This window comes from Streptomyces flaveolus (assembly GCF_044765825.1).
In the GTDB taxonomy this organism is placed as follows: domain Bacteria; phylum Actinomycetota; class Actinomycetes; order Streptomycetales; family Streptomycetaceae; genus Streptomyces; species Streptomyces flaveolus.
Window position 1 is genome coordinate 213,301 of sequence record NZ_JBIWKU010000013.1, and the last position, 24,270, is coordinate 237,570.

General features: G+C 71.8%; 26 protein-coding genes. 15 read left to right on the forward strand and 11 right to left on the reverse strand.

Features of this window, described 5'->3' with window-relative positions:
- Positions 1–191: 191 nt before the first annotated feature.
- The 3 genes from fabG to ACIRG6_RS32320 all read left to right on the forward strand — a co-directional run bounded on the left by fabG (position 192) and on the right by ACIRG6_RS32320 (position 2,181).
- The gene (gene fabG / locus ACIRG6_RS32310; protein WP_318217992.1) at positions 192–896 is read left to right on the forward strand and encodes a 3-oxoacyl-[acyl-carrier-protein] reductase; all 705 of its coding nucleotides are present in this window, start codon (positions 192–194) and stop codon (positions 894–896) included.
- Positions 897–901: 5 nt separating this feature from the next.
- Positions 902–1,669 carry an enoyl-ACP reductase FabI gene (fabI, locus tag ACIRG6_RS32315; RefSeq protein ID WP_350725015.1) on the forward strand — a complete coding sequence of 256 codons (768 nt, stop codon included), beginning with the start codon at positions 902–904 and terminating at the stop codon, positions 1,667–1,669.
- Positions 1,670–1,830: 161 nt separating this feature from the next.
- Entirely contained in the window at positions 1,831–2,181 is a 351-nt protein-coding gene (locus ACIRG6_RS32320) for a hypothetical protein (RefSeq protein WP_403325211.1), read from the forward strand.
- Here the strand turns inward: ACIRG6_RS32320 and ACIRG6_RS32325 are convergent.
- The gene (locus tag ACIRG6_RS32325; protein ID WP_318217989.1) at positions 2,159–2,902 is read right to left on the reverse strand and encodes a FadR/GntR family transcriptional regulator; all 744 of its coding nucleotides are present in this window, start codon (positions 2,900–2,902) and stop codon (positions 2,159–2,161) included. The two genes, ACIRG6_RS32320 and ACIRG6_RS32325, sit on opposite strands and share 23 nt — an antisense overlap.
- Before the next feature lie 79 nt (positions 2,903–2,981).
- Here ACIRG6_RS32325 and ACIRG6_RS32330 point away from each other — a divergent pair, with 79 nt between their 5' ends.
- The 4 genes from ACIRG6_RS32330 to ACIRG6_RS32345 all read left to right on the forward strand — a co-directional run bounded on the left by ACIRG6_RS32330 (position 2,982) and on the right by ACIRG6_RS32345 (position 5,554).
- Positions 2,982–4,313 carry a CynX/NimT family MFS transporter gene (locus tag ACIRG6_RS32330; RefSeq protein WP_391985363.1) on the forward strand — a complete coding sequence of 444 codons (1,332 nt, stop codon included), beginning with the start codon at positions 2,982–2,984 and terminating at the stop codon, positions 4,311–4,313.
- Between the two features lie 104 nt (positions 4,314–4,417).
- Positions 4,418–4,534: an SGM_5486 family transporter-associated protein gene (locus ACIRG6_RS32335; protein WP_254718829.1), complete on the forward strand. Its 117-nt coding sequence runs from the start codon at positions 4,418–4,420 to the stop codon at positions 4,532–4,534.
- A 171-nt stretch (positions 4,535–4,705) separates the two neighbouring features.
- On the forward strand, positions 4,706–4,912 hold the full coding sequence (locus tag ACIRG6_RS32340) for a hypothetical protein (RefSeq protein WP_403325214.1): 207 nt from the start codon (positions 4,706–4,708) through the stop codon (positions 4,910–4,912).
- 123 nt (positions 4,913–5,035) lie between these two features.
- Positions 5,036–5,554, forward strand: a complete 519-nt coding sequence (locus ACIRG6_RS32345; protein WP_364682925.1) for a SixA phosphatase family protein — start codon at positions 5,036–5,038, stop codon at positions 5,552–5,554.
- Between the two features lie 91 nt (positions 5,555–5,645).
- Here ACIRG6_RS32345 and serB read toward each other — a convergent pair whose 3' ends face one another.
- On the reverse strand, positions 5,646–6,878 hold the full coding sequence (gene serB / locus ACIRG6_RS32350; protein ID WP_239771082.1) for a phosphoserine phosphatase SerB: 1,233 nt from the start codon (positions 6,876–6,878) through the stop codon (positions 5,646–5,648).
- A gap of 385 nt (positions 6,879–7,263) precedes the next feature.
- Positions 7,264–9,051 carry a streptophobe family protein gene (locus tag ACIRG6_RS32355; RefSeq protein ID WP_403325217.1) on the reverse strand — a complete coding sequence of 596 codons (1,788 nt, stop codon included), beginning with the start codon at positions 9,049–9,051 and terminating at the stop codon, positions 7,264–7,266.
- Between the two features lie 241 nt (positions 9,052–9,292).
- Here ACIRG6_RS32355 and ACIRG6_RS32360 point away from each other — a divergent pair, with 241 nt between their 5' ends.
- Positions 9,293–11,851 carry an ABC transporter ATP-binding protein/permease gene (locus ACIRG6_RS32360; protein WP_403325219.1) on the forward strand — a complete coding sequence of 853 codons (2,559 nt, stop codon included), beginning with the start codon at positions 9,293–9,295 and terminating at the stop codon, positions 11,849–11,851.
- Positions 11,852–11,946: 95 nt separating this feature from the next.
- Here the strand turns inward: ACIRG6_RS32360 and ACIRG6_RS32365 are convergent, their stop codons facing one another.
- From ACIRG6_RS32365 to ACIRG6_RS32375, 3 genes are all read right to left on the reverse strand, one after another.
- Entirely contained in the window at positions 11,947–12,711 is a 765-nt protein-coding gene (locus tag ACIRG6_RS32365; RefSeq protein WP_351140446.1) for a transglycosylase SLT domain-containing protein, read from the reverse strand.
- A gap of 354 nt (positions 12,712–13,065) precedes the next feature.
- Positions 13,066–14,142, reverse strand: coding sequence for an S-adenosylmethionine:tRNA ribosyltransferase-isomerase (locus ACIRG6_RS32370; RefSeq protein ID WP_403325221.1), 1,077 nt, complete (start codon positions 14,140–14,142; stop codon positions 13,066–13,068).
- Complete coding sequence (locus ACIRG6_RS32375) at positions 14,139–14,837, reverse strand: SDR family NAD(P)-dependent oxidoreductase (protein WP_364682914.1); 699 nt, start codon at positions 14,835–14,837, stop codon at positions 14,139–14,141. Before ACIRG6_RS32375 ends, ACIRG6_RS32370 begins: the two co-directional genes overlap by 4 nt.
- A 225-nt stretch (positions 14,838–15,062) precedes the next feature.
- Here ACIRG6_RS32375 and ACIRG6_RS32380 point away from each other — a divergent pair, with 225 nt between their 5' ends.
- The 3 genes from ACIRG6_RS32380 to chpE all read left to right on the forward strand — a co-directional run bounded on the left by ACIRG6_RS32380 (position 15,063) and on the right by chpE (position 17,285).
- Positions 15,063–16,241, forward strand: a complete 1,179-nt coding sequence (locus ACIRG6_RS32380; RefSeq protein WP_364686664.1) for a GAF domain-containing sensor histidine kinase — start codon at positions 15,063–15,065, stop codon at positions 16,239–16,241.
- Positions 16,234–16,875 carry a response regulator gene (locus ACIRG6_RS32385; protein ID WP_403325224.1) on the forward strand — a complete coding sequence of 214 codons (642 nt, stop codon included), beginning with the start codon at positions 16,234–16,236 and terminating at the stop codon, positions 16,873–16,875. Before ACIRG6_RS32380 ends, ACIRG6_RS32385 begins: the two co-directional genes overlap by 8 nt.
- Positions 16,876–17,039: 164 nt before the next feature.
- A complete protein-coding gene (gene chpE, locus ACIRG6_RS32390) occupies positions 17,040–17,285 on the forward strand; it encodes a chaplin ChpE (protein ID WP_189228521.1) in 246 nt (81 codons plus the stop codon).
- Between the two features lie 286 nt (positions 17,286–17,571).
- On the opposite strand, the gene ACIRG6_RS32395 is transcribed toward chpE, so the two are convergent.
- Entirely contained in the window at positions 17,572–18,351 is a 780-nt protein-coding gene (locus tag ACIRG6_RS32395) for a hypothetical protein (protein WP_364686657.1), read from the reverse strand.
- A gap of 152 nt (positions 18,352–18,503) precedes the next feature.
- Here ACIRG6_RS32395 and ACIRG6_RS32400 point away from each other — a divergent pair, with 152 nt between their 5' ends.
- From ACIRG6_RS32400 to ACIRG6_RS32410, 3 genes are all read left to right on the forward strand, one after another.
- Positions 18,504–19,301, forward strand: coding sequence for an ABC transporter ATP-binding protein (locus ACIRG6_RS32400; protein ID WP_364686654.1), 798 nt, complete (start codon positions 18,504–18,506; stop codon positions 19,299–19,301).
- 53 nt (positions 19,302–19,354) lie between these two features.
- Complete coding sequence (locus ACIRG6_RS32405; protein ID WP_239771070.1) at positions 19,355–19,786, forward strand: NfeD family protein; 432 nt, start codon at positions 19,355–19,357, stop codon at positions 19,784–19,786.
- A 101-nt stretch (positions 19,787–19,887) separates the two neighbouring features.
- Positions 19,888–20,847, forward strand: a complete 960-nt coding sequence (locus ACIRG6_RS32410) for an SPFH domain-containing protein (RefSeq protein WP_318217974.1) — start codon at positions 19,888–19,890, stop codon at positions 20,845–20,847.
- Positions 20,848–20,985: 138 nt separating this feature from the next.
- Here the strand turns inward: ACIRG6_RS32410 and ACIRG6_RS32415 are convergent, their stop codons facing one another.
- From ACIRG6_RS32415 to ACIRG6_RS32425, 3 genes are all read right to left on the reverse strand, one after another.
- Positions 20,986–21,492 carry an HNH endonuclease gene (locus ACIRG6_RS32415; protein ID WP_225637237.1) on the reverse strand — a complete coding sequence of 169 codons (507 nt, stop codon included), beginning with the start codon at positions 21,490–21,492 and terminating at the stop codon, positions 20,986–20,988.
- 208 nt (positions 21,493–21,700) lie between these two features.
- A complete protein-coding gene (locus ACIRG6_RS32420) occupies positions 21,701–22,240 on the reverse strand; it encodes a YbhB/YbcL family Raf kinase inhibitor-like protein (protein WP_403325228.1) in 540 nt (179 codons plus the stop codon).
- A gap of 49 nt (positions 22,241–22,289) precedes the next feature.
- Positions 22,290–23,072, reverse strand: a complete 783-nt coding sequence (locus ACIRG6_RS32425; RefSeq protein WP_403325230.1) for a sporulation protein — start codon at positions 23,070–23,072, stop codon at positions 22,290–22,292.
- A gap of 146 nt (positions 23,073–23,218) precedes the next feature.
- On the opposite strand from ACIRG6_RS32425, the gene ACIRG6_RS32430 reads away from it, so the two are divergent.
- A complete protein-coding gene (locus tag ACIRG6_RS32430) occupies positions 23,219–23,860 on the forward strand; it encodes a DNA-3-methyladenine glycosylase (protein WP_364686643.1) in 642 nt (213 codons plus the stop codon).
- 152 nt (positions 23,861–24,012) lie between these two features.
- Here the strand turns inward: ACIRG6_RS32430 and ACIRG6_RS32435 are convergent.
- Positions 24,013–24,270 (reverse strand): hypothetical protein (locus ACIRG6_RS32435; protein ID WP_403325232.1); only part of this gene is annotated, 258 nt, incomplete at its 5' end.

Consider the following 24,270-nt stretch of genomic DNA (forward strand, 5'->3'; position numbering starts at 1 on the left):
GGACCACACCTTTCCGCCCGGAGCCGGCGCCTTTCTGTAGGGACCCGACAGTGAGTGCCGTAAGCCACTGTGGGTGCCCGAGTCCCCGGGAGCGGGCGGGGACCGATAGGTTTTCGAGGAAGCCGCCTGTCATCGCCGCCTGTCGACCGGGTGTCGGGCGGACACCAGACCGCAATTGAAAGGGTGATCCGTTGAGCCGCTCGGTTCTCGTCACCGGAGGTAACCGGGGCATCGGCCTCGCCATCGCCCGCGCTTTCGCCGACGCCGGCGACAAGGTCGCGATCACGTACCGCTCGGGTGAGCCGCCGGAGGGCTTTCTCGCCGTCAAGTGCGACATCACCGACAGCGAGCAGGTGGAGCAGGCCTACAAGGAGATCGAGGAAGCGCACGGCACCGTCGAGGTCCTGGTCGCCAACGCCGGCGTCACCAAGGACCAGCTGCTGATGCGCATGTCCGAGGAGGACTTCACGTCCGTCCTCGACACCAACCTCACCGGCACCTTCCGGGTCGTCAAGCGTGCCAACCGCGGCATGCTGCGCGCCAAGAAGGGCCGCGTCGTGCTGATCTCGTCGGTGGTCGGACTGCTCGGCTCCGCGGGGCAGGCGAACTACGCCGCCTCCAAGGCCGGCCTGGTCGGCTTCGCCCGGTCCCTCGCCCGCGAGCTGGGGTCGCGCAACATCACCTTCAACGTCGTCGCCCCCGGCTTCGTCGACACCGACATGACCAAGGTGCTCACCGACGAGCAGCGGGCCGGCATCGTGTCGCAGGTGCCGCTCGGCCGGTACGCGCGGCCGGAGGAGATCGCCGCGACGGTGCGGTTCCTCGCCTCGGACGACGCGTCGTACATCACTGGAGCCGTCATCCCCGTTGACGGCGGACTGGGAATGGGTCACTGAACACCATGAGCGGAATTCTCGAGGGCAAGCGCGTCCTGATCACCGGTGTGCTGATGGAGTCCTCCATCGCCTTCCACACCGCCAAGCTGGCCCAGGAGCAGGGCGCCGAGATCATCCTGACCGCGTTCCCGCGGCCGACGCTGACCGAGCGCATCGCCAAGAAGCTGCCGAAGCCCACCAAGGTCATCGAGCTCGACGTCACCAACGACGAGCACCTCGGCCGCCTGGCCGACGTCGTCGGCGAGGAGCTCGGCGGCCTGGACGGCGTCGTGCACTCCATCGGCTTCGCGCCCCAGGACGCGCTCGGCGGCAACTTCCTGAACACGCCGTTCGAGTCGGTCGCCACCGCCATGCACGTCTCGGCGTACTCCCTGAAGTCGCTGACCATGGCCTGCCTGCCGCTGATGCAGAACGGTGGCTCGGTCGTCGGCCTCACCTTCGACGCCCAGTACGCCTGGCCGCAGTACGACTGGATGGGCCCGGCCAAGGCCGCCCTGGAGGCCACCAGCCGGTACATGGCCCGTGACCTCGGCAAGCAGAACATCCGCTGCAACCTGGTCTCGGCCGGTCCGATCGGCTCCATGGCCGCCAAGTCCATCCCGGGCTTCGCCGAGCTGGCCTCTGTGTGGGACAACCGCGCGCCGCTGGAGTGGGACCTCAAGGACCCGGAGCCGGCCGGCAAGGGTGTCGTCGCGCTGCTGAGCGACTGGTTCCCGAAGACCACGGGCGAGATCGTCCACGTCGACGGCGGACTGCACGCCGTCGGTGCCTGACCGAGCGCCCTCGAAGGGTCCGCGTCCCCTCCGGGGCGCGGGCCCTTCGCGTTGTCACCCGTTCGGCTGAATCGGCGGGGCGGCAGGGCGGCCGGCGGCGCACGCTGAGGACGAGTCCCCCACACGCTTTCCCTCGCCGGCCCGGCCGAGGAGGTCCTCTTGTGCGTCCACTCCACCGCCTGGCCTCAGCGACCGTCGCCCTCGCCTGGGTGCTGCTCCTGCCGTGCGAAGCGATGTCCCACGCGCGCGTGCCCGACCGGGACACGGCGCCCGCCGAGCCGTTCGGTGCCGCGTGCCGGATCCGCGTCGACGGCTCCGGCGTGACCGCCTCCTGCCACAACCCGTACCCGGACACCGACGAGGTGCGCCTGCACATCGAGTGCGCCCGCTGGTGGGACCTCGACAGCGACGGACCGGCGGTCGAGGCCGGTCCCGCGCAGACCGTACGGCTGGACGGACGGTGCTGGAAGGACGTACAGACGGCGTGGGTCAGCCACCGCCGGGCAAGCTGAGGCCTCCGGCACCGGCGGCAGGCGTGGCGGCGTCACCGGCGGGCGTACCCACCCGGCCCGGGCGGCACAGGAACGGATAGCCCGCCGCCTCCTGGCCGGCCGTCGCCGCGTCCGACGCGCGGATGGCGTCGACCAGCCGCGTGTGGTCCATGTGCGTCTCCGGCGTCAGCTCGCTGCCCACGTCCTCGCGCAGCCAGTCCCGCATCACCTCGCCGAGGTCCGCGTACATCGCGGTCATCACGTCGTTGTGCGAGGCCGCCACGACGGCCAGGTGGAAGGTCGCGTCCGCCGCCACGAACGCCTCCGTGTCGCCCGACTCCCACGCCTCCTCCCGGCGCACCAGGAGCGCGTCGAGCTGCTTGAGGTCCTTCTCCGTGCGCCGCTCGGCCGCGAGCCTGGCCGCCGACGACTCCAGCGTGGAGCGGAGCTCGGCGATGTGCCGGGGGTCGGCGTCGGCGAAGCGGCGGTGCATCACGCCCGCCAGCTCACTGGTCGCCACCACGTAGGTGCCGGATCCCTGGCGGATGTCCAGCAGCCCGTTGTGGGCCAGGGCACGGACCGCCTCACGGACCGTGTTCCGGGCGACACCGAGCTGTTCGACGAGCTCGGGCTCCGTCGGGATGCGGGAGCCGACCGGCCACTCGCCCGAGGCGATCTGCTGCCGCAACGCCGTGATGACCTGCTCGGACAGTGCCGAACGACGGGGATGGCTCAGGGGCATGGCTCACCTTCGCACGCGATCCCGCGGCGGACAGCCGCAGGTGGACAACCAATCATCCCATGATTCTATGATGGGCCTCATGGCTAGTGAGGAAACCCGGACGCTGAACTCCACGACCGTCGGCGAGTCGGCAGCACGCGACGCCCGGGGACCCGACGCATCCGCGGGGCCCGGACAGCCCGGCACGCGCGCGTGGACGACGTGGACGACCCGCCTGCTCATGCTGGGCATCGTCCTCGCCGCGCTCAACCTCCGCCCGGCCATCACCAGCCTGGGCGCGCTCCTGGAAGAGGTCCGCGACGGACTCGGCATGAGCGGCAGCGTGGCCGGGCTGCTCACCTCGGTCCCGCCGCTCTGCTTCGCCGTCTTCGGGGTCACCGCCCCCCGCCTCGCCCGACGCTTCGGGCCCGGCGCGGTGGTGTGCGCGGGCATGGTCGCCATCACCGCGGGCCTCCTGATACGCCCGTACGCCGGCGGCACGGCCGGCTTCCTGGCCGCCAGCGCCCTCGCGCTGATGGGCATCGCGGTCAGCAACGTCCTGATGCCGGTCATCGTCAAGCGCTTCTTCCCCGACCGGGTCGGCTCCATGACCGGCCTGTACTCGATGGCCCTCGCCTTCGGCACCTCGATCGCCGCCGCGGCGACCGTGCCCGTCACGAACGCGCTGGGCGGCGACTGGCAGCCCGGCCTCGCGGTGTGGGCCGCGCTGGCGGCGGCGGCCGTCCTGCCGTGGATTCCGTTCGTACGGAACCGGAAGGCGCCCTCCGCCCAGGAGACCCCCACCGACGCCCCCGCGGGCACGGACGGACCGGCCGAGCAGCCCGCCCTGCGGATCACCCGCAGCCGTACCGCCTGGGCACTCGCCGTCTTCTTCGGCCTCCAGGCCACCGCCGCCTACGTCACGATGGGCTGGGCGGCGCAGATCTTCCGGGACGCCGGGGTGTCCGCCGGCACCGCCGGCCTGCTGCTGGCCGTCATCATGGTGATGGGCGTGCCGCTGGCCTTCGTCATCCCGCGCGTCGCCACCCGCCTGCCCCAGCAGGGCCCGATCGTGGTGGTCCTGGGCCTGTGCGGGCTCGCCGGATACGCCGGGCTGTACCTGGCCCCGGCCGGCGGTGCCTGGGTCTGGGCGCTGCTGCTCGGCATCTCCAACTGCGCCTTCCCGCTCGCCCTGACCATGGTCGGGATGCGGGCCAGGACGGGCGCGGGCGTCGCCCAGCTGTCCGCCTTCGCGCAGAGCACCGGCTACCTGATCTCCATCCCGGGGCCGCTCCTTGTCGGCGTGCTCTACCAGCACAGCGGCGGCTGGGGCCTGCCGATCGCGTTGATGGCCGCCCTGATGGTGCCGCAGATGGTGGTGGGCGTCCTCGCGGGGCGCGACCGCACCGTGGAGGAGGAGGCGGCCCGCTGATCCCGGCCAGCCGACTCCGGCCAGCCGACTCCAGCCAGCCGACTCCGGCCCGCTGATCCCGGCCCGCCGACCTCGGCGCGGGACCGGGATGGGAGACTGGCCGCATGCCAGTCCTGGACCCGAACCCCCAGAACAGCCAGAAGAAGTTGCTGCTCGTCTTCGGCGCCATCCTCGCGATCTTCGTGATCATCGGCATCGTCGCGACGATCGCCTCGCCGTGACCGGCCGGGGGTGGGGTTAACCCCCCGTCCCCTAGGGGGCAGGGGTCAGGGTCAAGTGGGTGGGCCTCCGGATGGGCCGGGCCCCTCGGATTCCGTAGCTTCGAGAGGTGACCGCGCCAGGCGGATCGCGGAGCACGGACCAGGGACGTCCGAAGACCAGCGGAGGCACTCATGTCGGCCCCTACCTACACCCGGACCCACCCGGCGACCCGGGGCCGCGCCGAGATGCGGCTGCCCTGGTGGGCGCTCGCCCTGCCCGCGCTCGCTTTCGTCACGCTGCTCCTGCTGATGCTCAATCCCTCGGACGCCCACGCGGCCGGCGGCGAGCCGGTGATCGCGCACCTCCTGGAGCGGGTGCAGCACCTGAGCGCCCGCTGACGCCGCACGGCGGGGCCGAGGCAGGCGGCCGGCCGGCGGTGACGTCCGGTCGTGCGTTCCCCCGGTGAATCCGCATGTCAACTCCCTGCGCCCCGTGGCCTGTTTCATGCGAAGCTGGATGCCATGAGCGTCGCAGAATCTCGCAGGATCATCCTCTTCCGGCATGCGAAAGCCGACTGGCCACAGGTGTCCGACCACGAGCGGCCGCTCGCCGATCGAGGCCGAAAGGAGGCCGCAGAGGCCGGACGCAGGCTCGCCGACACCGGTATCCCCGTCGATCAGGCCCTGTGCTCCACCTCCGTGCGGACCCGCGAGACCTGGAAGCTCGCCGTCGCGGAGTTCCCGCACCGGCCGAAAACCGTCTACGAGGAGCGGATCTACGAGGCCTCGCCCGGCGAGCTGATCGCCGTGCTCAACGAGACTCCCGACGACCTGCGGAACGTGCTCGTGATCGGCCACAACCCGGCCATGGAGGGGCTCACCGAGATCCTGGCCGGCTCGGCCGAGGACGACGTCCGTGAGCGGATGGGCCGCCGCGGCTTCCCGGCCGCCGCCTTCGCCGTCCTGTCCTTCACCGGCTCCTGGAAGACCCTGGAACCGGGCGTGGCCTCGCTGGTCGACTACTGGGCGCCGACCGACTGACCCGACCCGACGCGGCAGGGCCCGGGTACCCGTGCGGTCCGGGCCCTCCTCGTACCGGCGGCGAGTCGGGGCAGGTCGAGGCCCTCGCGGGTCAGGGCAGGTCCAGGCCGTCGGGGAGGTCCTCGTCCAGGGTGTCCGCCGCCTCGACCTCTTCGCGGGTGATGCCGAGCAGATACAGGACCGTGTCCAGGAACGGCACGTTCACCGCGGTGTGCGCCGCCTCGCGCACCACCGGCTTGGCGTTGAAGGCGACCCCGAGCCCGGCCGCGTTCAGCATGTCCAGGTCGTTGGCGCCGTCCCCGATCGCCACGGTCTGCGCCAGCGGTACGCCCGCCTCGGCGGCGAACCGGCGCAGCAGCCGCGCCTTGCCCGCCCGGTCCACGATCTCCCCGGTGACCCGGCCGGTGAGCCGGCCGTCGACGATCTCCAGCGTGTTGGCCTGGGCGAAGTCCAGGCCCAGCCGCTCCTTCAGATCGTCGGTGACCTGGGTGAAGCCGCCGGAGACGACCCCCACCTGGTAGCCGAGCCGCTTCAGCGTGCGGATCAGGGTGCGGGCACCCGGCGTCAGCCGCACCTCGGCGCGCACCTTCTCCACCACCGAGGCGTCCAGCCCCGCCAGCAGCGCCACGCGCGCGTGCAGCGACTGCTCGAAGTCCAGCTCCCCGCGCATCGCGGCCGCCGTCACCTCGGCGACCTTGTCCTCACAGCCGGCGTGCGCCGCGAACAGCTCGATGACCTCGTCCTGGATCAGCGTGGAGTCCACGTCCATCACCACCAGGCGCTGCGCCCGCCGGTGCAGTCCGGCCGAGACGACCGCGATGTCCACACCGAGCGCCGCCGCCTCGGTCGCCAGGGCGGTGCGCAGCGGCTCGGTCTCGACACCGGACACCGCGAACTCGACCGCGGTCACGGGGTACTTGGCGAGCCGGAAGATACGGTCGATGTTGCTGCCGGTCCGGGTGATCGTGGCCGCTATGGCGGCCGTCGCCTCCGCGGTGAGCGGGTGGCCGAGCACGGTCACCAGGGAGCGGCCGAGGCCGCGCGGCCGGTTGTCACCGATGCCCGAGATGATCTCCGCCTGCATCTTCATCGACTCCGCCCAGCTGTGGACGGTCGCCCGTAGATCACCCTCCAGCGCCCGGGGCGGCTCGGTCACGAGCGCGCACAGCACGATCCGGCCACGGGTGACGACCTGCTCGATGTCGACCACGTCGACGGAGTAGGCGGCGAGGGTGTCGAACAGGCCGGCCGTGATGCCCGGCCGGTCCTTGCCGAAGATCTTGACGAGGAGAGTGGGAACGTCAGAGGTCTGCGTAGCGCTCATGGTGTTATCACCGTATCCGGCACGCGGTGCCTTCCGCCCACGAGGTCCGCCTGGCGGACACGGAACACTCGGCGACGCCCGGGTTGCGCGGACATGACGGGACGGTACGGCCGCGGGCCACGAGAACCGGTACGAAGCAGGCCGCGGCTGCCGGTCCGGGCGCTGCGCCCGGCGGTCGGTCGTCCGGCGGGCCGCCCCGGCCGGGCGCTGCGTCCCGGCGGTCGTCCGGCGCGCCGCCCCGCCCGGGCGCTGCGCCTTCTCCGCCCCCTGTCCCTCCGCCCCGTCCAGCCGCCGGCAGGCTCGGCGGGACCGGCCGGGGCCGCCGCTTGCCACAGCGCGGGACTGCGGCGCACCCGTGCGCCCATGCCCTGCGTGGGCGGCGGGCTCACTGCCCGCCCCTCGGCCCCCGTGGCGGTGCCGGGGGCGGAGGCGGCGGGGGCGGCGGGCCTTCGCCCCACCGGGACGGCGGCCGGTTCCCGGGCCGCCCGGGCGGACGCGGAGGCGGGTCCAGGGGGCCGACCACGGTCTCGGCGCCGTACAGGTCGCCGCCCTCGGACGCCCGTTCACCCGGCGGAGCCGCTCCCGCACCCGGGGGCCGGGCGTCCTCGGGTCCGCGCGCTGCGTCCGGCGTACGCAGATAGGGGTTGGTGTCCGCGTCGGGCGGCCGGTACGGGGCGCCTTCCGGCCGGTACGGGGAACCCCCAAGCCCGTACGGGGCACCGCTCGGCCCGGACGGCCCCGGCGCCCCTCCGAACCCCGTCCCTCCGACCCCCGCCCCGGCCGACGCGGCACCCCGTGCCGCAGGCGTCGCCCACCGGCCCGCCGCTCCGCTCGCCCTCGCGAGCAGCGCCCCCGCGGCCCCGGCGCCCGCGCCCCACGCCGCGCCCAGGAGCAGCGCCGCGCCGAGATGGCCCCGCAGGTCGATGCCGGCCCCGAACGCGTCGATGCCGAGCACCGACAGCGAGGCGTCCACGGACACCTCCGTCAGCAGGGCCAGCAGCGGCAGCGACAACGCGGTGGCGACTCCCAGCCGCAGCGCACACCGCCCGACGAAACCCGGGCCGCGTGCCACCGGCGTCCGGACCGCCGTCAGCACCCCCGCCAGCAGCATCAGCGTTGCCGCCGCCACGCCCAGCAGCCAGACCCGCCCGTCCAGCTCCGCCAGCCGCCCCAGCGTCACCGGCTCGTCGGCACCGGCGCTCAGCAGCTCGTCCAGCGGGTCCGGCAGGAACCGGGTCAGCGCGCCCGTCGCCCGCCCGTCCCACGGCACGAACAGGCCGATCGGCACGCCGAGCCAGACGCCGTTCGGCGCGCCCAGCAGCGCCGCCCCCGCGATCCGCCGGGGATGAGCGTCGCCGATCGCCGCGTACGCCGCCGCCGCGTACCCGGCCGCCACCGCCGTCAGCGCCACCGTGACCAGGGCGGACACGGCCGGCCGCACCACCCGGTGCACGGCCTGGCACCCGCGCGGCAGCGGCGTGCGGCGCGAGGCCAGCAGCGCGATCAGCAGGACCCCGACGCACCGGACCAGTCCCCCCAGCAGCGTCGGCACCGTCTCGACGCGGAAGCCGACCGCGGCCTCGGCGCCGACCAGGTCACCGATCCGGTCGGGCAGCAACCCGCCGAGGTCCCCGAGATCACCGAGCCCCGGGATCTCCACGCCCCCGCTCCCGCCACCGGGCAGGTCGTCGAGCCCGAGCGAGCCGCCGTCGATCGTCACGACGTCGTGCCCCGCCCAGGCGAGCCCGCCCAGCATCGCCACGAACAGGACCGTCACCGCGCCCGCGCGGGCGAGGAGTTCGGCGGGCGAGACCACAACTCCCGCCGCCCGCAAGGAGCGCAGGAAGAAGAACGACAGCAGCAGCGCACCGACGAGACCCACGCCCAGTGGCGTGATCTCGATGGCCGTGTGCGCCTCGGCACCTTTCAGTCCGAACGCGGACACATCGCCGGACGGCGTGACCGACCCACCCGCGCCGAGTGCCACCGCCGCCGCCGTCATCGGACCCAGAGAGCCCGTCGCGTCGGCGTCCAGCAGACGCAGACCCAGTGCCGCCGTTCCCGCCATGCCGATCAACGCCCAGCTCACGGAGGCGATCGCGGACAGCACCACGTCCGCCCACGGCACCCTCGTGCCGTACCCCTCGTTCCCGACGCTCGTGGACGCGCTCATGGCAGACCCCCCGATCCGCTGCGCGGCGGGGTTGCCGCGCATGTCCCCCCTCGCGTGGATTACCACTCTCCGGGCAGGTTTCAACCCCGTCAACGGAAACGGCCGGTGGGCCCCTGCGCGGTTTTCACAAGGCCCGACTTTCGGTCAGGGGGCCGGGCCTGGAATAGTTCCCCCCGATGTTCGACATCCCTAGACTCCCCGCGACGGGGGCAATTCGGGGGACAACTCAGTGGGGCATGGAGTGCCGGAACTCGTACTGGAATCTAATGGACGGACCTGGACGCTCGATCCGTCCCGGTCATACGCGCTCGGGCGCGATCCGCAGGGGGAGCTCGTCTTCGACGACGCCAGGGTCTCCTGGCGCCACGCCACGATCAGCTTCAACGGCCGCAGTTGGGTCGTGGAGGATCACGGCAGCACCAACGGCACGTTCGTGCACGGGCAGCGGATCCAGCACATGGAGCTCGGCGCCGGCACGGTCGTGAACCTGGGCAACGCGACCGACGGACCGCGCCTGAGCCTGACCGCCGGGCAGTCCGCCGCCGGCACGCCGCAGGCCCACCCACAGCAGCAGCCGTACGCCGCGCAGGGCGCGAACGCGGGCTGGGCGCCGCAGGCACCGGTGCAGGAGCCGCCGCAGCAGCACGGGCAGCAGGCCGGCTGGCAGCAGCCGCAGGCCGTGCCGCAGCAGTCCGCACCGCAGCCGCAGCAGGCCGCGGCGCACTTCCCCCAGCAGCAGGGACCCGGCGGCGCGGCGGGGGCGCCACCGGTCTACGGGGACCGCAGCCCGACCACGTTCCACCAGTTCTCGCTCAGCCGCGTCATGCGCATCGGCCGTGCCCTGGAGAACGACCTGGTCGTCTCCGACCTGCAGGTCTCCCGCAACCACGCCGAGTTCCACGCGACGCCCGACGGCCGCATGGAGATCCGCGACCTCGGCTCGCACAACGGCACGTACGTCAACGGCCAGCCGATCACCAAGGGCGGCTCCCAGCTGCTCGGCCCGACCGACATCGTGGGCGTCGGCCACTCGACGTTCCGTATCGTCGGGGACCGGCTCGAGGAGTTCGTCGACACCGGTGAGGTGTCCTTCTCCGCCCGGCACCTGACCGTCACCGTCGACGGCGGCAAGCAGATCCTCAAGGACGTCTCCTTCGGCGTCCCCGAGAAGTCGCTGATCGCGGTCATCGGCCCGTCCGGCTCCGGCAAGTCGACCCTGCTCAAGGCGCTCACCGGCTACCGGCCCGCCGACCAGGGCGAGGTCCTCTACGACAACCGGAACCTGTACAAGCAGTTCGCCGAGCTGCGCCAGCGCATCGGTCTGGTCCCGCAGGACGACATCCTGCACAAGGAGCTGACCGTCAAGAAGGCCCTGAAGTACGCGGCCAAGCTGCGCTTCCCGGCCGACACCACCGGCGCGGAGCGCGACGCCCGCATCGACGAGGTGCTGCGCGAGCTCAAGCTCGACATCCACAAGGACAAGAAGGTCACCTCCCTGTCCGGCGGCCAGCGCAAGCGCGTGTCCGTCGCCCTGGAGCTGCTGACCAAGCCCTCGCTGATCTTCCTGGACGAGCCGACCTCGGGCCTCGACCCGGGCATGGACCGCGACGTCATGCAGCTGCTGCGCGGCCTCGCCGACGACGGCCGTACCGTCCTCGTCGTCACCCACTCGGTGGCCGAGCTGGCGATCTGCGACAAGCTGCTGGTGATGGCGCCGGGCGGCTCGGTCGCCTACTTCGGCCCGCCCGAGGAGGCTCTGAACTTCTTCGGCTACGACACCTGGGCCGACGTCTTCTCCGCCTTCGAGAACTACCGCGACTACGACTGGGCGGGCCGCTGGAAGGGCTCGCAGCACTACCAGATGTACGCCGCGGACCTCGACGCCGTCGCGCCGCAGGCCGTACAGGTCCCGCCGATGCAGGCGATGAGGCCGCCGAAGCCGCAGGGCTGGATGTCGCAGTTCGTCACCCTGGTGCGCCGCTACGTCTCGGTGATCGCCTCCGACAAGGGCTTCCTCGCCCTGATGGTGATCCTGCCGGCCGTGCTCGGCGCGGTGAGCCTGCTCATCGACGCGGACAAGGGCCTGCTGCCCAACCCGGCCAACCCGAAGACCGGCCGGATCATCCCGAACGGCACCGCCACCACGGTCCTGCTGATCCTCGCGGTCGGCGCCTGCTTCGCCGGCGCCGCGAACTCCGTCCGTGAGCTGATCAAGGAACGGGTCATCTACGAGCGGGAGCGCGCGACCGGCCTGTCGCGGTCCGCCTACCTGATGTCGAAGGTGTTCGTGCTCGGCATGATCACCGTCTTCCAGGGCCTGCTGGTCGGCGTGATCGGCTTCGCCGGCCGGGAGATCCCGCAGGAGGGCCTGATCCTCGGCAGCGCCACGATGATCGAGCTCTCCCTGCCGATCATGGCGCTGGGCTTCACCTCGATGATGTTCGGACTGATCATCTCGTCGCTGGTGAAGACCGCGGAGAAGACCATGCCGCTGCTGGTCATGTTCGCGATCATCCAGGTCGTCTTCACCGGCTGCCTCTTCGCCCTGAACGGCGCGGTCGGCGTCAACCAGTTCTCGTACCTGATGCCGTCCCGCTGGGCGGTCGCCGCCGCCGGTGCCACGCTGGACTTCAACCGGATCAGCCCGCCCGAGGAGGGCACCGGGACGGACCCGCTGTGGGAGCACTCCGTCGGCGCCTGGGGCTTGGACATGGCCGCGCTGATCGTCCTCGGCGTGATCTGCGGCTTCTTCGTGGCCCGCTTCCTGCGCCGCCACGAGCCCGAGGTCATGCGCAAGTAGGTCCGGCCTCACGCCCCGAAGGGCGGCACCCCGTCAGGAGGGTGCCGCCCTTCGGCGTTCGGCGGAGCGTCGGCGTGAAGAGGTCCGCGCCGACCTCAGTACGCGCTGTTGACGTTGTCCATGGAGCCGTACTTGTCCGCGGCGTAGTTGCAGGCGGCGGCGATGTTGGCTACCGGGTCGTAGATGTCCCAGGACGTACCGGGGACGTGGTAGGCCTTGAACGTCGGCGGGATGACCTGGAGCAGGCCCTTCGACGGGATGCCGTTGATGGCGTTGATGTCCCAGTCGTTGATGGCCTTCGGGTTGCCGGAGGACTCCCGGATGATGTTGCGGTGGATGCCGCTGTAGGTGCCCGGGATGTCGTGCTTGGCCATGATGGACCTGGCCTCGCGGATCCAGCCGTCGAGGTTGTCCGGGTAGGACTTCGCGGAGACCTGCCTGACCTCGACGCGGTCGGCGGACCGGCTCGCGGTCTTCTTCGCCTCACGCTGGGCGGCGGCCTTCTTCACAGCGGCCTTCTTCTCGGCGGCCGCCTTCTGCTGTGCGGCGGCCTGCTTCGCTGCCGCCTCCTTCTGCGCCTCGATGGCGGCGACCTTCTGGCTCGCACCGGCGAGCTGGTCGGCGACGCCGGCGTGCACGTCCTTGATCTGCTGCTGGTGCTGGCTGCTGTACGCCACCTTGGCCGCCGGAGCGGCCTCGCTCGTGGTCGTCGTCTGCGCGCCGGCCGGGAAAGCGGCCAGGGCGACGGCGGTGACGCCGAGCGCGCCGACACCGGCGAACGCGGTCTTCTGGGCGCGGTTCAGGCTCTGGGCGCGGTCCAGGGAGCGGCGATAACCACGGGTGAGGATGTTCTTGGGCATGGCGGGATAGACCTCTTCGAGTAGCGCGGAGGTCGCTCTCGTCCGGTGGGGACAGGGGTGCATCCGGGGCACAAACGCTGCGGGGCGAAACCCGCCGCGCTGAGCGACGAGAGCAATTCTTAGCGGCCGCAAAATCGAGAGGCAAAGGTGTGACGTACGAAGCCGGGTAGTGGATCAGGGTCCGGCAAAACGGGGCAGACAGGACCGTCTGCCCCGCTCAAAACGGACGAGTCGTTCTCCTACTCCCGTTCGTACGTGACGTGCACCCTATGCGAGGGCTCACACCGAGGGCACGGTCATCTCACTGAGGGTTGCTTGAGCAACGCATTGTGTGAGGGACGTTCCCGGGACCTCCTACGGCAGGAGGAGATGGACGTCCCCGAACTCGTGCCAGAGGTAGCGCCCGCGCACCGCCTCCTCGTACCCGCGGTCGATCGCCGCACGTCCCGCCACCGCCTCCAGCATCAGCAGATGCGACGCCTCGGGCTCGTGCAGCCCCGTCAGCAGCCCGTGCACCACCCGCACCCCACGCTCCGGAGTGACGACCAGACCGGTCCACCCCTCCCGGGCCCGTACGACCCCGTCGGCGCCGGCCGCCGACTCCACCGCCCGCACGGCCGTCGTCCCCACGGCCACGACCCGCCGGCCCCCCGCCCGCGCGGCGTTGATCAGCCGGGCGGAGGCCTGCGGAACGCGGAACCGCTCCGGATACGGCGGCTCGTGCGCCTCCGCCGACGCCACCCCCGTGTGCAGCGTCACCGGCGCGAACTGCACCCCCCGGCTCACCAGCTCCGCCACCAGCCGCGCCGTGAAGGGACGCGCCGCGCTCGGCATCTCCGCACTGCCCGTCCCGTCGGCGGACGGCAGCGCGAACACCGTCTGGTACACGGACAACGGCTGGTCCCGCTCCGTATAGGAGTAGCGGATGGGCCGCCCGTGCTCCCGCAGCACCGCCGGAACCTCCGCCCCGGTCACCCGCGCCCACCACAGCCGCTCCCCTCGGGCACTCAGCGGCTCCTCCAGCGTCAGCCGCCCGCCGCCGGGCAGCCGCACCTCCGTTCCCGCGAGCCGGCCTCCCTCCCGGGCCGGCGCCTCACCTTGTACTCCCGCACGCGCGCGCGTGGTGCCCCGCCCGTCCGGCTCCCGCAGCTCCACCGCCCACCGGCCGTCGTCCCCGCGCGTGGAGAAGTGCACCACCACGCGCGCGTCCCCCACCCGTCCGTCGACGGCCGCGGCCAGCGTGGGCGACGTGTTCACGATCAGCAGGTCCCCGGACCGCAGCAGCCGCGGCAGCTCCGCGAAGGAGTGGTGCGACACCTCCGTGCCCCGTGAGACCAGCAGCCGCACGTTGTCCCGGTCCAGCCCGGGCCCCCGCTGCTCGGCCGGCAGCCGCGCCGACAGCTCCTCGGGCACCTTCAGAGCCAGTGTCACCGCCGTCCCTCCAGCAGCGCCGGGGCCGCGTAGCGCCCGCTCGCCGGCCGCTCGTCCAGCAGCCGCAGCAGCGCCGGGACGACATCCGCCGGATCGGGGCGCGGATCGTCGTCGTCCGGTACGGCCGCCGCGTACAGGTCCGTCGCCATGTCCCCGGGATCGACCGCCCACACCCGAAGCCCCGGCTCCTCGGCGGCCAGCACCGCCGCCACCTGGTCCAGGGCCGCCTTGGACGCCCCGTAACCGCCCCACGTCTCGTACGCCTCGGCGGCGGCGTCCGAGCTGACCGTGATCACCGCACCCGACGCGGCCGACCGCAGCAGCGGCAGCGCCTCCTGCACCAGACCCAGCGCGGCCACCGTGTTCACCTCCAGCGCCCGGCGCAGCCCGTCCAACGGCAGCTCCGCCAGCCGCACCAGCGGCTCCGCGCCCAGCGCACTCGCGTTGCTGACCAGCAGGTCCACCCCGCCCAGCCGCCACGCCGCCGCCACCAGCTCCGCCCGGTGCCCGGCGTCCGTCACGTCCCCGGGCAGCGCCCTCACCCGCGTGCCGTAGGACGCCAGCGCCGCCGCCGTCCCCTCGAGCACCTCCGGCGTCCTGGCGTCGAGCACCAGATTCCAGCCCCGCTCCGCCAGGGCCTCGGCGAGCGCCCTGCCCAGTCCCTTCGACGCCCCTGTGATGATCGCTACCGGCATGACCCGTCTCCTCGTCGTCGGCGCCTCCTGATCGGCGTGGCCTCAACCTAGGAACCGGGCCGCGCCCACCGCCTCGGGCACGGGCCGCAACCCCGCGGGGCCCTTTGCCCTAGGGCCCCCGGACGGGACCCCGGTCCTACACCCGCCGCCCTAGGTCCAGCGCCCCAGGCGGCGGCCGTCACAGGTCCGATCCGCGCCGTCGGGGCCCGCCGGTACCGTGAGGACATGAGTCACGGCCCCCGGTCCGGCCTCGCCGCGGTGAGTTCCGCGCTGCTGGCCATGAGCAGGCACCTCGAGGTGCGCGACGTCCTCAAGACGATCGTCGCCTCCGCCCGCGAGCTGCTCGACGCCCAGTACGCGGCCCTCGGCGTCCCCGACGACCACGGCGGCTTCGCCCAGTTCGTGGTCGACGGCGTCAGCGACGAGCAGTGGAAGGCCATCGGCCCCCTGCCCCGCCAGCACGGCATCCTCGCCGCGATGCTGCACGACGCCCGGCCCGAGCGCCTCGCCGACGTCCGCAAGGACCCCCGCTTCGAGGGCTGGCCGTCCGCCCACCCCGACCTGGCCGACTTCCTGGGGCTGCCGATCCGCGACGGCGACGAGGTCATCGGCGCGCTCTTCCTGGCGAACAAGCTGCGCCCTGAGGGGGGACACCCCCCACACCCCCCGTGCGAGAAGTCCCAGGGCGGCTGCGGCTTCACCGAGGAGGACGAGGAACTGCTCGGCATCCTCGCCCAGCACGCCGCGATCGCCCTCACCAACGCCCGCCTGTACGAGCGCAGCCGCGAGCTGACCATCGCCGAGGAACGCTCCCGCCTCGCCCACGAGCTGCACGACGCCGTCAGCCAGAAACTGTTCTCGCTGCGCCTGACCGCCCAGGCCGCCGCCACCCTGGTCGACCGCGACCCCGCGCGCGCCAAGGGCGAGCTCCAGCAGGTCGCGCAGCTCGCCGCCGAGGCCGCCGACGAGCTGCGCGCCGCCGTCGTGGAACTGCGCCCCGCCGCCCTGGACGAGGACGGACTCGTCGCCACCCTCCGCACCCAGATCCAGGTCCTCGACCGCGCCCACACCGCGCGCGTGACCTTCACCGGCCACGGCGTGAAGGCCCTGCACGCCGCCCAGGAGGAGGCCGTGCTGCGCGTCGCCCAGGAGGCGCTGCACAACGCGCTGCGCCACTCCGGAGCGGAACACGTCGACGTGACGCTGACCCGGCGCGGCCCCGGAGCCGTGCTGCGGGTCACCGACGACGGCAGCGGCTTCGACCCGCGCACGGTGCGCCGCGCGGGACGCCACCTGGGCCTGGTCTCGATGCGGGACCGGGCGAACGGTGCCGGCGGCACGCTGACCGTGGAGTCGGCGCCCGGCAAGGGCACCACGATCGAGATGGAGGTTCCCGGTGGCTGATGCGATCAAGGTGCTGCTCGTCGACGACCACCAGGTGGTCCGCCGGGGGCTGCGCACGTTCCTGGAGGTGCAGGACGACATCGAGGTCGTCGGCGAGGCCGCCGACGGCGCCGAGGGCGTCGCACGCGCCGAGGAGCTGAAACCCGACGTGATCCTCATGGACGTCAAGATGCCGGGCATGGACGGCGTCGACGCGCTGCGCCGGCTCCGCGAGCTGGACAACCCCGCGCGCGTACTGGTCGTCACCAGCTTCACCGAGCAGCGCACGGTCGTCCCGGCCCTGCGGGCGGGCGCGGCGGGCTACGTGTACAAGGACGTCGACCCCGACGCGCTGGCCGGCGCCATCCGCTCCGTCCACGCCGGGCACATCCTGCTGCAGCCCGAGATCGCGGGCGCCCTCCTGTCCCAGGAGGAGAGCGGCTCCGGTCAGGGCCGAGGGGGATCGCTCACGGAGCGGGAGCGCGAGGTGCTGGGCCTGATAGCGGACGGCCGGTCCAACCGGGAGATCGCCCGGGCGCTGGTCCTCTCCGAGAAGACCGTGAAGACCCACGTCTCGAACATCCTGATGAAACTCGACCTCGCGGACCGCACGCAGGCCGCGCTGTGGGCCGTACGCCACGGTGTGACCGGCTGACTGTCGGACCGGTACGCCGCGGCAACCCGGAGGGTTCCACTCCGGTGCGAGATTCATACCGTCGTGGGAATGTCCCCCACATGGCGCATCCTTCTCCGCGCCCGGCCGTTCTCCAGTGCGTGCTGCGGCGAGTGCCGCGGCAATCGCTAGGGAGGGTTTAGCAAGTGAAGAACCTGAAGAAGGCAGCGGCTGTGACGATGGTGGCCGGCGGGCTGATCGCCGCGGGTGCGGGCATGGCCTCCGCCACCGACGGCTCCCACGCCCACGGTGAGGCCATCGGCTCCCCGGGTGTCATCTCGGGCAACGTCGTCCAGGCCCCGATCCACATCCCGGTGAACGCGGTCGGCAACAGCGTCAACGTCATCGGCCTCCTGAACCCGGCCTTCGGCAACCTGGGCCTCAACCACTGACCCACGCCCCCACAGCGCCCCGGCCTCCCGTCCCCACCCGGGAGGCCGCCCGCGTACCCACGGCTGACCCAGCGGGCACTCGTGCTGCACCCCGCCCACCCCACCCAGCCAGCCTGCGGACAGTCGTGCCGCGCCCCACCCAGCTCACCTAGCCTGCGGGCAGTCGTGCCGCTGGGGCGGCATGGGTGGGCGCTGGGGCCCCCTCTGGGGGAGGCACCCCGTCAGCGCCGGGCCGCGCACCCCAAGCCCGCACCACACCAACGCCGGGCACCCCCACCCAGGGACGTCACCGCTCCCGCTCCTCCACAACGGAGTTGTACGCCGCGACCTGCGCCCGCCGAGCCGTCCGCTCCACCGGCCGCAGCGCCTCACCCCGCGCCGCCATCTCCGACGCGCTCACCGCACCCCCGTGCCCGTTCTCGTACGCCAGCGCCACCAACGCCCCCACCCGCTGCGCCAACTCCAGCACCCGCACCGCCCGCGGCGGATACCCCGGCGCCAGCACCTCCCGCCCCCGCTCCGCCCGCGCCCGGTACGCCGCGACCGCCGCCTCCGCCACCGGCCCCGACCCGGCGACGTCCAGCCGCGTCAACACCTCCGTCGCGTCCCGCAGCGCCTCCGCCAGCTCCCGCTCCGCCTCCCCGAGCGACGGCACGTCCGCCGGCGGAGCCTCCCGCACCGGCAGGCAGTGCCAGACGACCTCGACGTGCACATCACCCGACGGCCCGGCCTCGGACACCTCCGGCACCAGCCCCAGCGCCGCCCCGTGACAGACCACCGCCTCCTCGGCCTCCAGCGCCCGCGCGTTGAACTCCGGCGGACCGCTCAGCCCCAGCGGATGCCCCGGCGCGGGCAGCGCGACCCGCAGCCCGGTCGCCCCGAGCGCCCGCAACCGCCCGAGCGCCAGCGTGAGACCGACCGGCCCCGCCTCACCGGGCAACCCCTCCACCCGATGCACCGCGTCCTCGCCGACGATCGCGACCGCGGCGTCATCCGGCGAGACGAGTCCGGCAATAAGGGCATTTCCCCAGGCGGCAAGGCGCCCTGCGCGTGGTTCCGAGAGCATGCCCCCACCCTAAGGACCGGACCGATGGAACAGCGAAGCCGACCGGTGGCGTAGATTTCCTGGAGGGCCTGCGCCCACCGGCGCGGCGGCCCCAGCCACAGGCGTACGCGACAGCCGAGACCGGCCACACTGCAAGGGGAGACACTGCGCTCATGAGCGATGTTCTGGAGCTTCAGGACGTATCCGTGGTCCGCGAGGGCCGGGCTCTGGTGGACCAGGTCTCCTGGTCGGTCAAGGAGGGCGAGCGCTGGGTCATCCTCGGCCCCAACGGCGCCGGCAAGACCACCCTCCTCAACGTCGCGTCCAGCTACCTCTACCCCAGCCAGGGCACCGCCACCATCCTCGGCGAGACCCTCGGCAAGCCCGGCACCGACGTCTTCGAGCTCCGCCCGCGCATCGGCATGGCCGGCATCGCCATGGCCGACAAGCTGCCCAGGCGCCAGACCGTCCTGCAGACCGTGCTGACCGCCGCCTATGGCATGACCGCCGGCTGGCAGGAGGAGTACGAGGACGTCGACGAGCTGCGCGCCCGCGCCTTCCTCGACCGCCTCGGCATGACGGAGTACCTGGACCGCCGGTTCGGCACCCTCTCCGAGGGCGAGCGCAAGCGCACGCTGATCGCCCGCGCCCTGATGACCGACCCCGAGCTGCTGCTCCTGGACGAGCCGGCCGCCGGCCTCGACCTCGGCGGCCGCGAGGACCTCGTCCGCCGCCTCGGCCGCCTCGCCCGCGACCCCATCGCCCCCTCGATGATCATGGTCACCCACCATGTCGAGGAGATCGCGCCGGGCTTCACCCACGTCCTGATGATCCGCCAGGGCAAGGTCCTGGCCGCGGGCCCCCTGGAACTCGAACTCACCTCCCGCAACCTGTCCCTCTGCTTCGGCCTCCCGCTCGTCGTGGAGCAGGTCGGCGACCGTTGGACCGCACAGGGGCTCCCCCTGTCCTGACCGCCCCTTGTGCGCCCTGTCCCCGGCACGTGTCACGGACCTACCATGACCACGTGAACGACATCGACGCATGGGTGTGGTGGCTCGTCGCCGCGGCAGCGCTCGGAATTCCGCTCGTCGTGACCGCGATGCCGGAGTTCGGGATGCTCGCCGTCGGCGCGGTCGCGGCCGCCGTCGCCTCCGGCATCGGGGCCGACGTCGTCGTCCAGGTACTCGTCTTCGTCATCGTCTCGGTCGCCCTCATCGCCGTCGTACGGCCCATCGCCGCCCGGCACCGCTCCCAACGGCCCCAACTCGCCACCGGCGTCGACGCCCTGAAGGGCAGACAGGCCGTCGTGCTGGAGCGGGTCGACGGCAACGGCGGCCGGATCAAACTCGCCGGCGAGGTCTGGTCGGCACGCGCACTCGACACCGGCCGCGCCTACGAAGCCGGCCAGGAAGTGGACGTCGTGGACATCGAGGGGGCCACCGCGATCATCATGTGACCGGCCCGACGCAAGTGGCCCGAACGTGCCCCGTGGCATGCGACGGTCTGTCAGACTCGACCAGCAAGATCTTCAGGCGGAGAAGGGTACGCGGAGCCACGATGCAACCGGTCATCATCGTACTGATCATCCTGGTGGTGTTGGTCTTCATCGCCCTGATCAAGACCATCCAGGTCATCCCACAGGCCAGTGCCGCCATCGTCGAGCGCTTCGGCCGCTACACGCGGACGCTGAACGCGGGACTGAACATCGTCGTCCCGTTCATCGACACCATCCGCAACCGCATCGACCTGCGCGAACAGGTCGTCCCCTTCCCGCCGCAGCCGGTGATCACCCAGGACAACCTGGTCGTCAACATCGACACCGTCATCTACTACCAGGTGACCGACGCCCGCGCCGCGACGTACGAAGTGGCCAGCTACATCCAGGCGATCGAACAGCTCACCGTCACCACCCTGCGCAACATCATCGGTGGCATGGACCTCGAGCGGACCCTGACCTCCCGTGAGGAGATCAACGCGGCCCTGCGCGGCGTCCTCGACGAGGCCACCGGCAAGTGGGGCATCCGCGTCAACCGCGTGGAGCTCAAGGCCATCGAACCGCCCACCTCCATCCAGGACTCGATGGAGAAGCAGATGCGCGCCGACCGGGACAAGCGCGCCGCGATCCTCCAGGCCGAAGGTGTCCGGCAGTCCGAGATCCTGCGCGCCGAGGGCGAGAAGCAGTCCCAGATCCTGCGCGCCGAAGGCGAGGCCAAGGCCGCCGCCCTGCGTGCCGAGGGCGAGGCCCAGGCCGTCCGCACGGTCTTCGAGGCGATCCACGCCGGCGACCCGGACCAGAAGCTGCTCTCCTACCAGTACCTCCAGATGCTCCCGAAGATCGCCGAGGGCGACGCCAACAAGCTCTGGATCGTCCCCAGCGAGATCGGCGACGCCCTCAAGGGCCTGTCCGGCGCCATGGGCAACTTCGGCGGCCTGGGCGGCGGTTCGGGCAACGGCGGCAGCAACACAGGCGCCTCGGTCCCGGCCCAGGAACGCCGCGAAAAGCCGAGCATCGACTGACGGCGCCTTCTGAACAGCGGGCAACACCCGCGCCCCGTACGGGGCGCGGGGCTGTGTCGATATGCCGCTCCGCCGCGTGGGCGCGACCTGCCGCACACAGTCCGCGGCCGGGCACCAAAAGCCGCTACGGCGGGGCCGTCACGCCGCGTCCAGCACCAGCCATTCCGGCAGCGCCTCGAGGTCGTCCCGGGCCAGCGCCAGCAACATCGCGTCGGCCGGCGTCGGCTCGAACGGCGTCCTCAGCAGCGGCATGCCCGCCTGCTCCGGCGTCCGGTTCGCCTTGCGGTGATTGTCCTCCGCGCAGGACGCCACCGTGTTCAGCCACGTGTCCTGCCCGCCGTGCGACCTCGGCACCACGTGGTCCACGGTCGTCGCCCGCCGGCCGCAGTACGCGCACCGGTGCCGGTCCCGGACCAGCACGCCCCGCCTCGACCACGGCGCACGTCTTCGGAAGGGCACCCGCACGTATTGGCACAGCCTGATCACCCGGGGCGCCGGTATGTCCAGCGCGGCTCCGCGCATCCGCAGTTCGGGGTGGGCCTGCTCGACGACGGCCTTGTCCTGGAGCACCAGAACGACGGCTCGATTCAGCGTCACCGTCGACAGCGGCTCGAAGCTCGCGTTCAGCACCAGCGTGTCCCGCATACCAGCCCACCTCCCGTGTGCACCGGCCCACCCCCTGGCGGGCTGGGATCAACTCTGGCCGGGCACGCCGGGATGGACAACGCAATATCCGCCGCTCACCACGAGGGCCGTCCCCGCATCCCCTCCAAGGCCCCCGGCAACAAAAATGCCCGCCCCTGATCACTTCCAAGACCAGAGGCGGGCAAACGTTCCATGAACGCTCGGTTGCTCAGCTGTCGGCGGGCACCTCGTACTCACCGACGAGCTGGGCACGCGCGATCGTGTGGAACCGCAGGTTGAAGCCCACGACGGCGGGCGTCGCATCGGCGTCCGGGCCGAGCTTCTCCTCGTCCACGGCGTACACCGTGAAGACATAACGGTGCGGGCCGTCGCCGGCCGGCGGCGCGGCACCGCCGAAGTCCTTGCTGCCGTAGTCGTTGCGCGCCTGTACGGCGCTCTTCGGCAGCCCCTCGAACGTGCCGCTGCCCGCACCCACCGGCAGCTCGGTCACCGAGGCCGGGATGTCGAACACCACCCAGTGCCAGAAACCGCTGCCCGTCGGGGCGTCCGGGTCGTAGCACGTCACGGCGAAGCTCTTGGTCTCGGCGGGGAAGCCCTCCCACCGCAGGTGCGGAGAAGTGTTGCCGGCCGCGTGGACCTGACCCTCCTTGAGCGTCGCCCCCTCCTGGACGTCGTCGCTCGTGACCGTGAACGACGGCACGGGCGGGTGGAAGTCATGGGGGAGCGGACGCCGCTTGAGCTCGGTCACCTCGGTACCTCCTGATCGTTTGGTGCAGAGATGACCGAGCCTAGAACCACTAGAACCAGTTCCGCTTGCTGCCGACCTCGGACAGCCACTGGTTGAGGTACGCCGTCCAGTCGGTCCCCTGGTAGTCGTTCAGCCCCACCTTGAACGACCGGAACGTGTCGCTGCCCTCGCTGAACAGGCCCGGCTTCTTGTCCATCTCCAGCACGACGTCCATCGCCTGCGCGTCGGCCACGAAGCTCAGCTCGACCTGGTTCAGCCCCCGGTACTGCTGCGGCGGGAAGAACTCGATCTCCTGGTAGAAGGGCAGCTTCTGCCGCGTACCCCGGATGTGACCGCGCTCCATGTCCGCGCTCTTGAAGCGGAAGCCCAGCTGGATGAACGCGTCCAGGATCGCCTTCTGCGCCGGCAGCGGGTGCACGTTGATCGCGTCCAGGTCACCGGAGTCCACGGCACGAGCGATCTCCAGCTCGGTCGTGACCCCGATGTTCATCCCGCGCAGCGCCTGCCCGTCGATCATCGTGACCGGCGTTTCCCACGGGATCTCCAGCCCGAACGGCACCACGTGCACCGCGTTCGCCTTGAGCTCGAAGGCACCGCCGAGCCGCACCTTCGTGAACTCGATGTCCTGCTTGTACTCCTGGTCGCCGCTCTCCACCTCGACCTTGGCCTGCAGACCGACCGACAGACCCTCGATCTGCTGGTCGACCGAACCGCCCTGGATTCGCACCTCACCCTGGACGACACCGCCCGGAACGACGTTGACCTCACTCAGTACGGTCTCCACCGAAGCACCGCCGGCCCCCAGGCTCGCGAGCAGCTTCTTGAACGCCATGTCTCTCCCTCTCCAGGCTGTGTGTGAACCCTTGGTCCGTAGAAACGCGATCCGGCCGCGACCGGTTCCGCGCCCCTCACCCTGACAAGGCCGGGCGCCCGCTGACCACCCCTGCGAACCACCCGCCTGCGTTACGCTCGGACGGCATGATCGCGAGCCCCGACCGTACGCCCCTGCCCCGGGAATTCTTCGACCGCCCCATCCTCGAGGTGGCCCCCGAGCTCCTGGGCCGCATCCTCCTGCGGAACACCCCGGACGGTCCGATCGCCCTCCGCCTGACGGAGGTCGAGGCCTACGACGGTGAGAACGACCCCGGCTCGCATGCCTACCGAGGCCGCACACCCCGCAACGACGTGATGTTCGGTCCCCCCGGACACGTGTACGTCTACTTCACCTACGGCATGTGGTTCTGCATGAACCTGGTCTGCGGTCCCGAGGGCAGGGCGAGCGCCGTGCTGCTCCGCGCCGGCGAGATCATCGAGGGCGCCGAGCTGGCCCGCACCCGTCGGCTCTCGGCCCGCAATGACAAGGAACTGGCCAAGGGGCCGGCCCGCCTGGCCACCGCCCTCGGCGTGGACCGCGCGCTGAACGGCACGGACGCGTGCACCACCGAGGAAACCCCGCTGCGCATCCTGACCGGCGCCCCCGTGCCGCGCGACCAGGTACGCAACGGCCCGCGCACCGGCGTGGCCGGCGAGGGCGGCGTCCACCCCTGGCGTTACTGGGTCGCGGACGACCCGACGGTCAGCCCCTACCGGGCCCACGTGCCACGGCGCCGCCGAAGTTGACTCGCCCCCTACGAGGCGCGTAACGTGGCCCGAGCCGCTGAACCGGGTACGGCGATCGCCTGCAGCCGGAGCGGCCAACCCACTACAACGAATCCTCTCGCGAGGCGGATTTCGGCGTGTCCGCATGCCCGAATTCGAACTCACCGGCTCGATTATGAGCCGACAGGGAAATCGGCTAACGTAGTGAATGTCGAAAGGCCGACGAGCGAAAGCCCGAAAGCCTCGGCAAATCCCGCCGACAGGGAATCAGGGCCGAAAGGATCTGATAGAGTCGGAAACGCCGGAAAGGGAAACGCGAAAGCGGGAACCTGGAAGGCACCGAGGAAATCGGATCGGAAAACGGTCTGATAGAGTCGGAAACGCAAGACCGAAGGGAAGCGCCCGGAGGAAAGCCCGAGAGGGTGAGTACA

Bases quoted from the DNA above. Each gene is read 5' to 3' on its own strand.
- fabI (WP_350725015.1), top strand. From the start codon at position 902: ATGAGCGGAATTCTCGAGGGCAAGCGCGTCCTGATCACCGGTGTGCTG.
- ACIRG6_RS32325 (WP_318217989.1), bottom strand. From the start codon at position 2,902: ATGCCCCTGAGCCATCCCCGTCGTTCGGCACTGTCCGAGCAGGTCATC.
- ACIRG6_RS32330 (WP_391985363.1), top strand. From the start codon at position 2,982: ATGGCTAGTGAGGAAACCCGGACGCTGAACTCCACGACCGTCGGCGAG.
- ACIRG6_RS32335 (WP_254718829.1), top strand. From the start codon at position 4,418: ATGCCAGTCCTGGACCCGAACCCCCAGAACAGCCAGAAGAAGTTGCTG.
- ACIRG6_RS32340 (WP_403325214.1), top strand. From the start codon at position 4,706: ATGTCGGCCCCTACCTACACCCGGACCCACCCGGCGACCCGGGGCCGC.
- ACIRG6_RS32345 (WP_364682925.1), top strand. From the start codon at position 5,036: ATGAGCGTCGCAGAATCTCGCAGGATCATCCTCTTCCGGCATGCGAAA.
- serB (WP_239771082.1), bottom strand. From the start codon at position 6,878: ATGAGCGCTACGCAGACCTCTGACGTTCCCACTCTCCTCGTCAAGATC.
- ACIRG6_RS32355 (WP_403325217.1), bottom strand. From the start codon at position 9,051: ATGAGCGCGTCCACGAGCGTCGGGAACGAGGGGTACGGCACGAGGGTG.
- ACIRG6_RS32365 (WP_351140446.1), bottom strand. From the start codon at position 12,711: ATGCCCAAGAACATCCTCACCCGTGGTTATCGCCGCTCCCTGGACCGC.
- ACIRG6_RS32375 (WP_364682914.1), bottom strand. From the start codon at position 14,837: ATGCCGGTAGCGATCATCACAGGGGCGTCGAAGGGACTGGGCAGGGCG.
- ACIRG6_RS32380 (WP_364686664.1), top strand. From the start codon at position 15,063: ATGAGTCACGGCCCCCGGTCCGGCCTCGCCGCGGTGAGTTCCGCGCTG.
- ACIRG6_RS32395 (WP_364686657.1), bottom strand. From the start codon at position 18,351: ATGCTCTCGGAACCACGCGCAGGGCGCCTTGCCGCCTGGGGAAATGCC.
- ACIRG6_RS32400 (WP_364686654.1), top strand. From the start codon at position 18,504: ATGAGCGATGTTCTGGAGCTTCAGGACGTATCCGTGGTCCGCGAGGGC.
- ACIRG6_RS32410 (WP_318217974.1), top strand. From the start codon at position 19,888: ATGCAACCGGTCATCATCGTACTGATCATCCTGGTGGTGTTGGTCTTC.
- ACIRG6_RS32415 (WP_225637237.1), bottom strand. From the start codon at position 21,492: ATGCGGGACACGCTGGTGCTGAACGCGAGCTTCGAGCCGCTGTCGACG.
- ACIRG6_RS32425 (WP_403325230.1), bottom strand. From the start codon at position 23,072: ATGGCGTTCAAGAAGCTGCTCGCGAGCCTGGGGGCCGGCGGTGCTTCG.
- ACIRG6_RS32430 (WP_364686643.1), top strand. From the start codon at position 23,219: ATGATCGCGAGCCCCGACCGTACGCCCCTGCCCCGGGAATTCTTCGAC.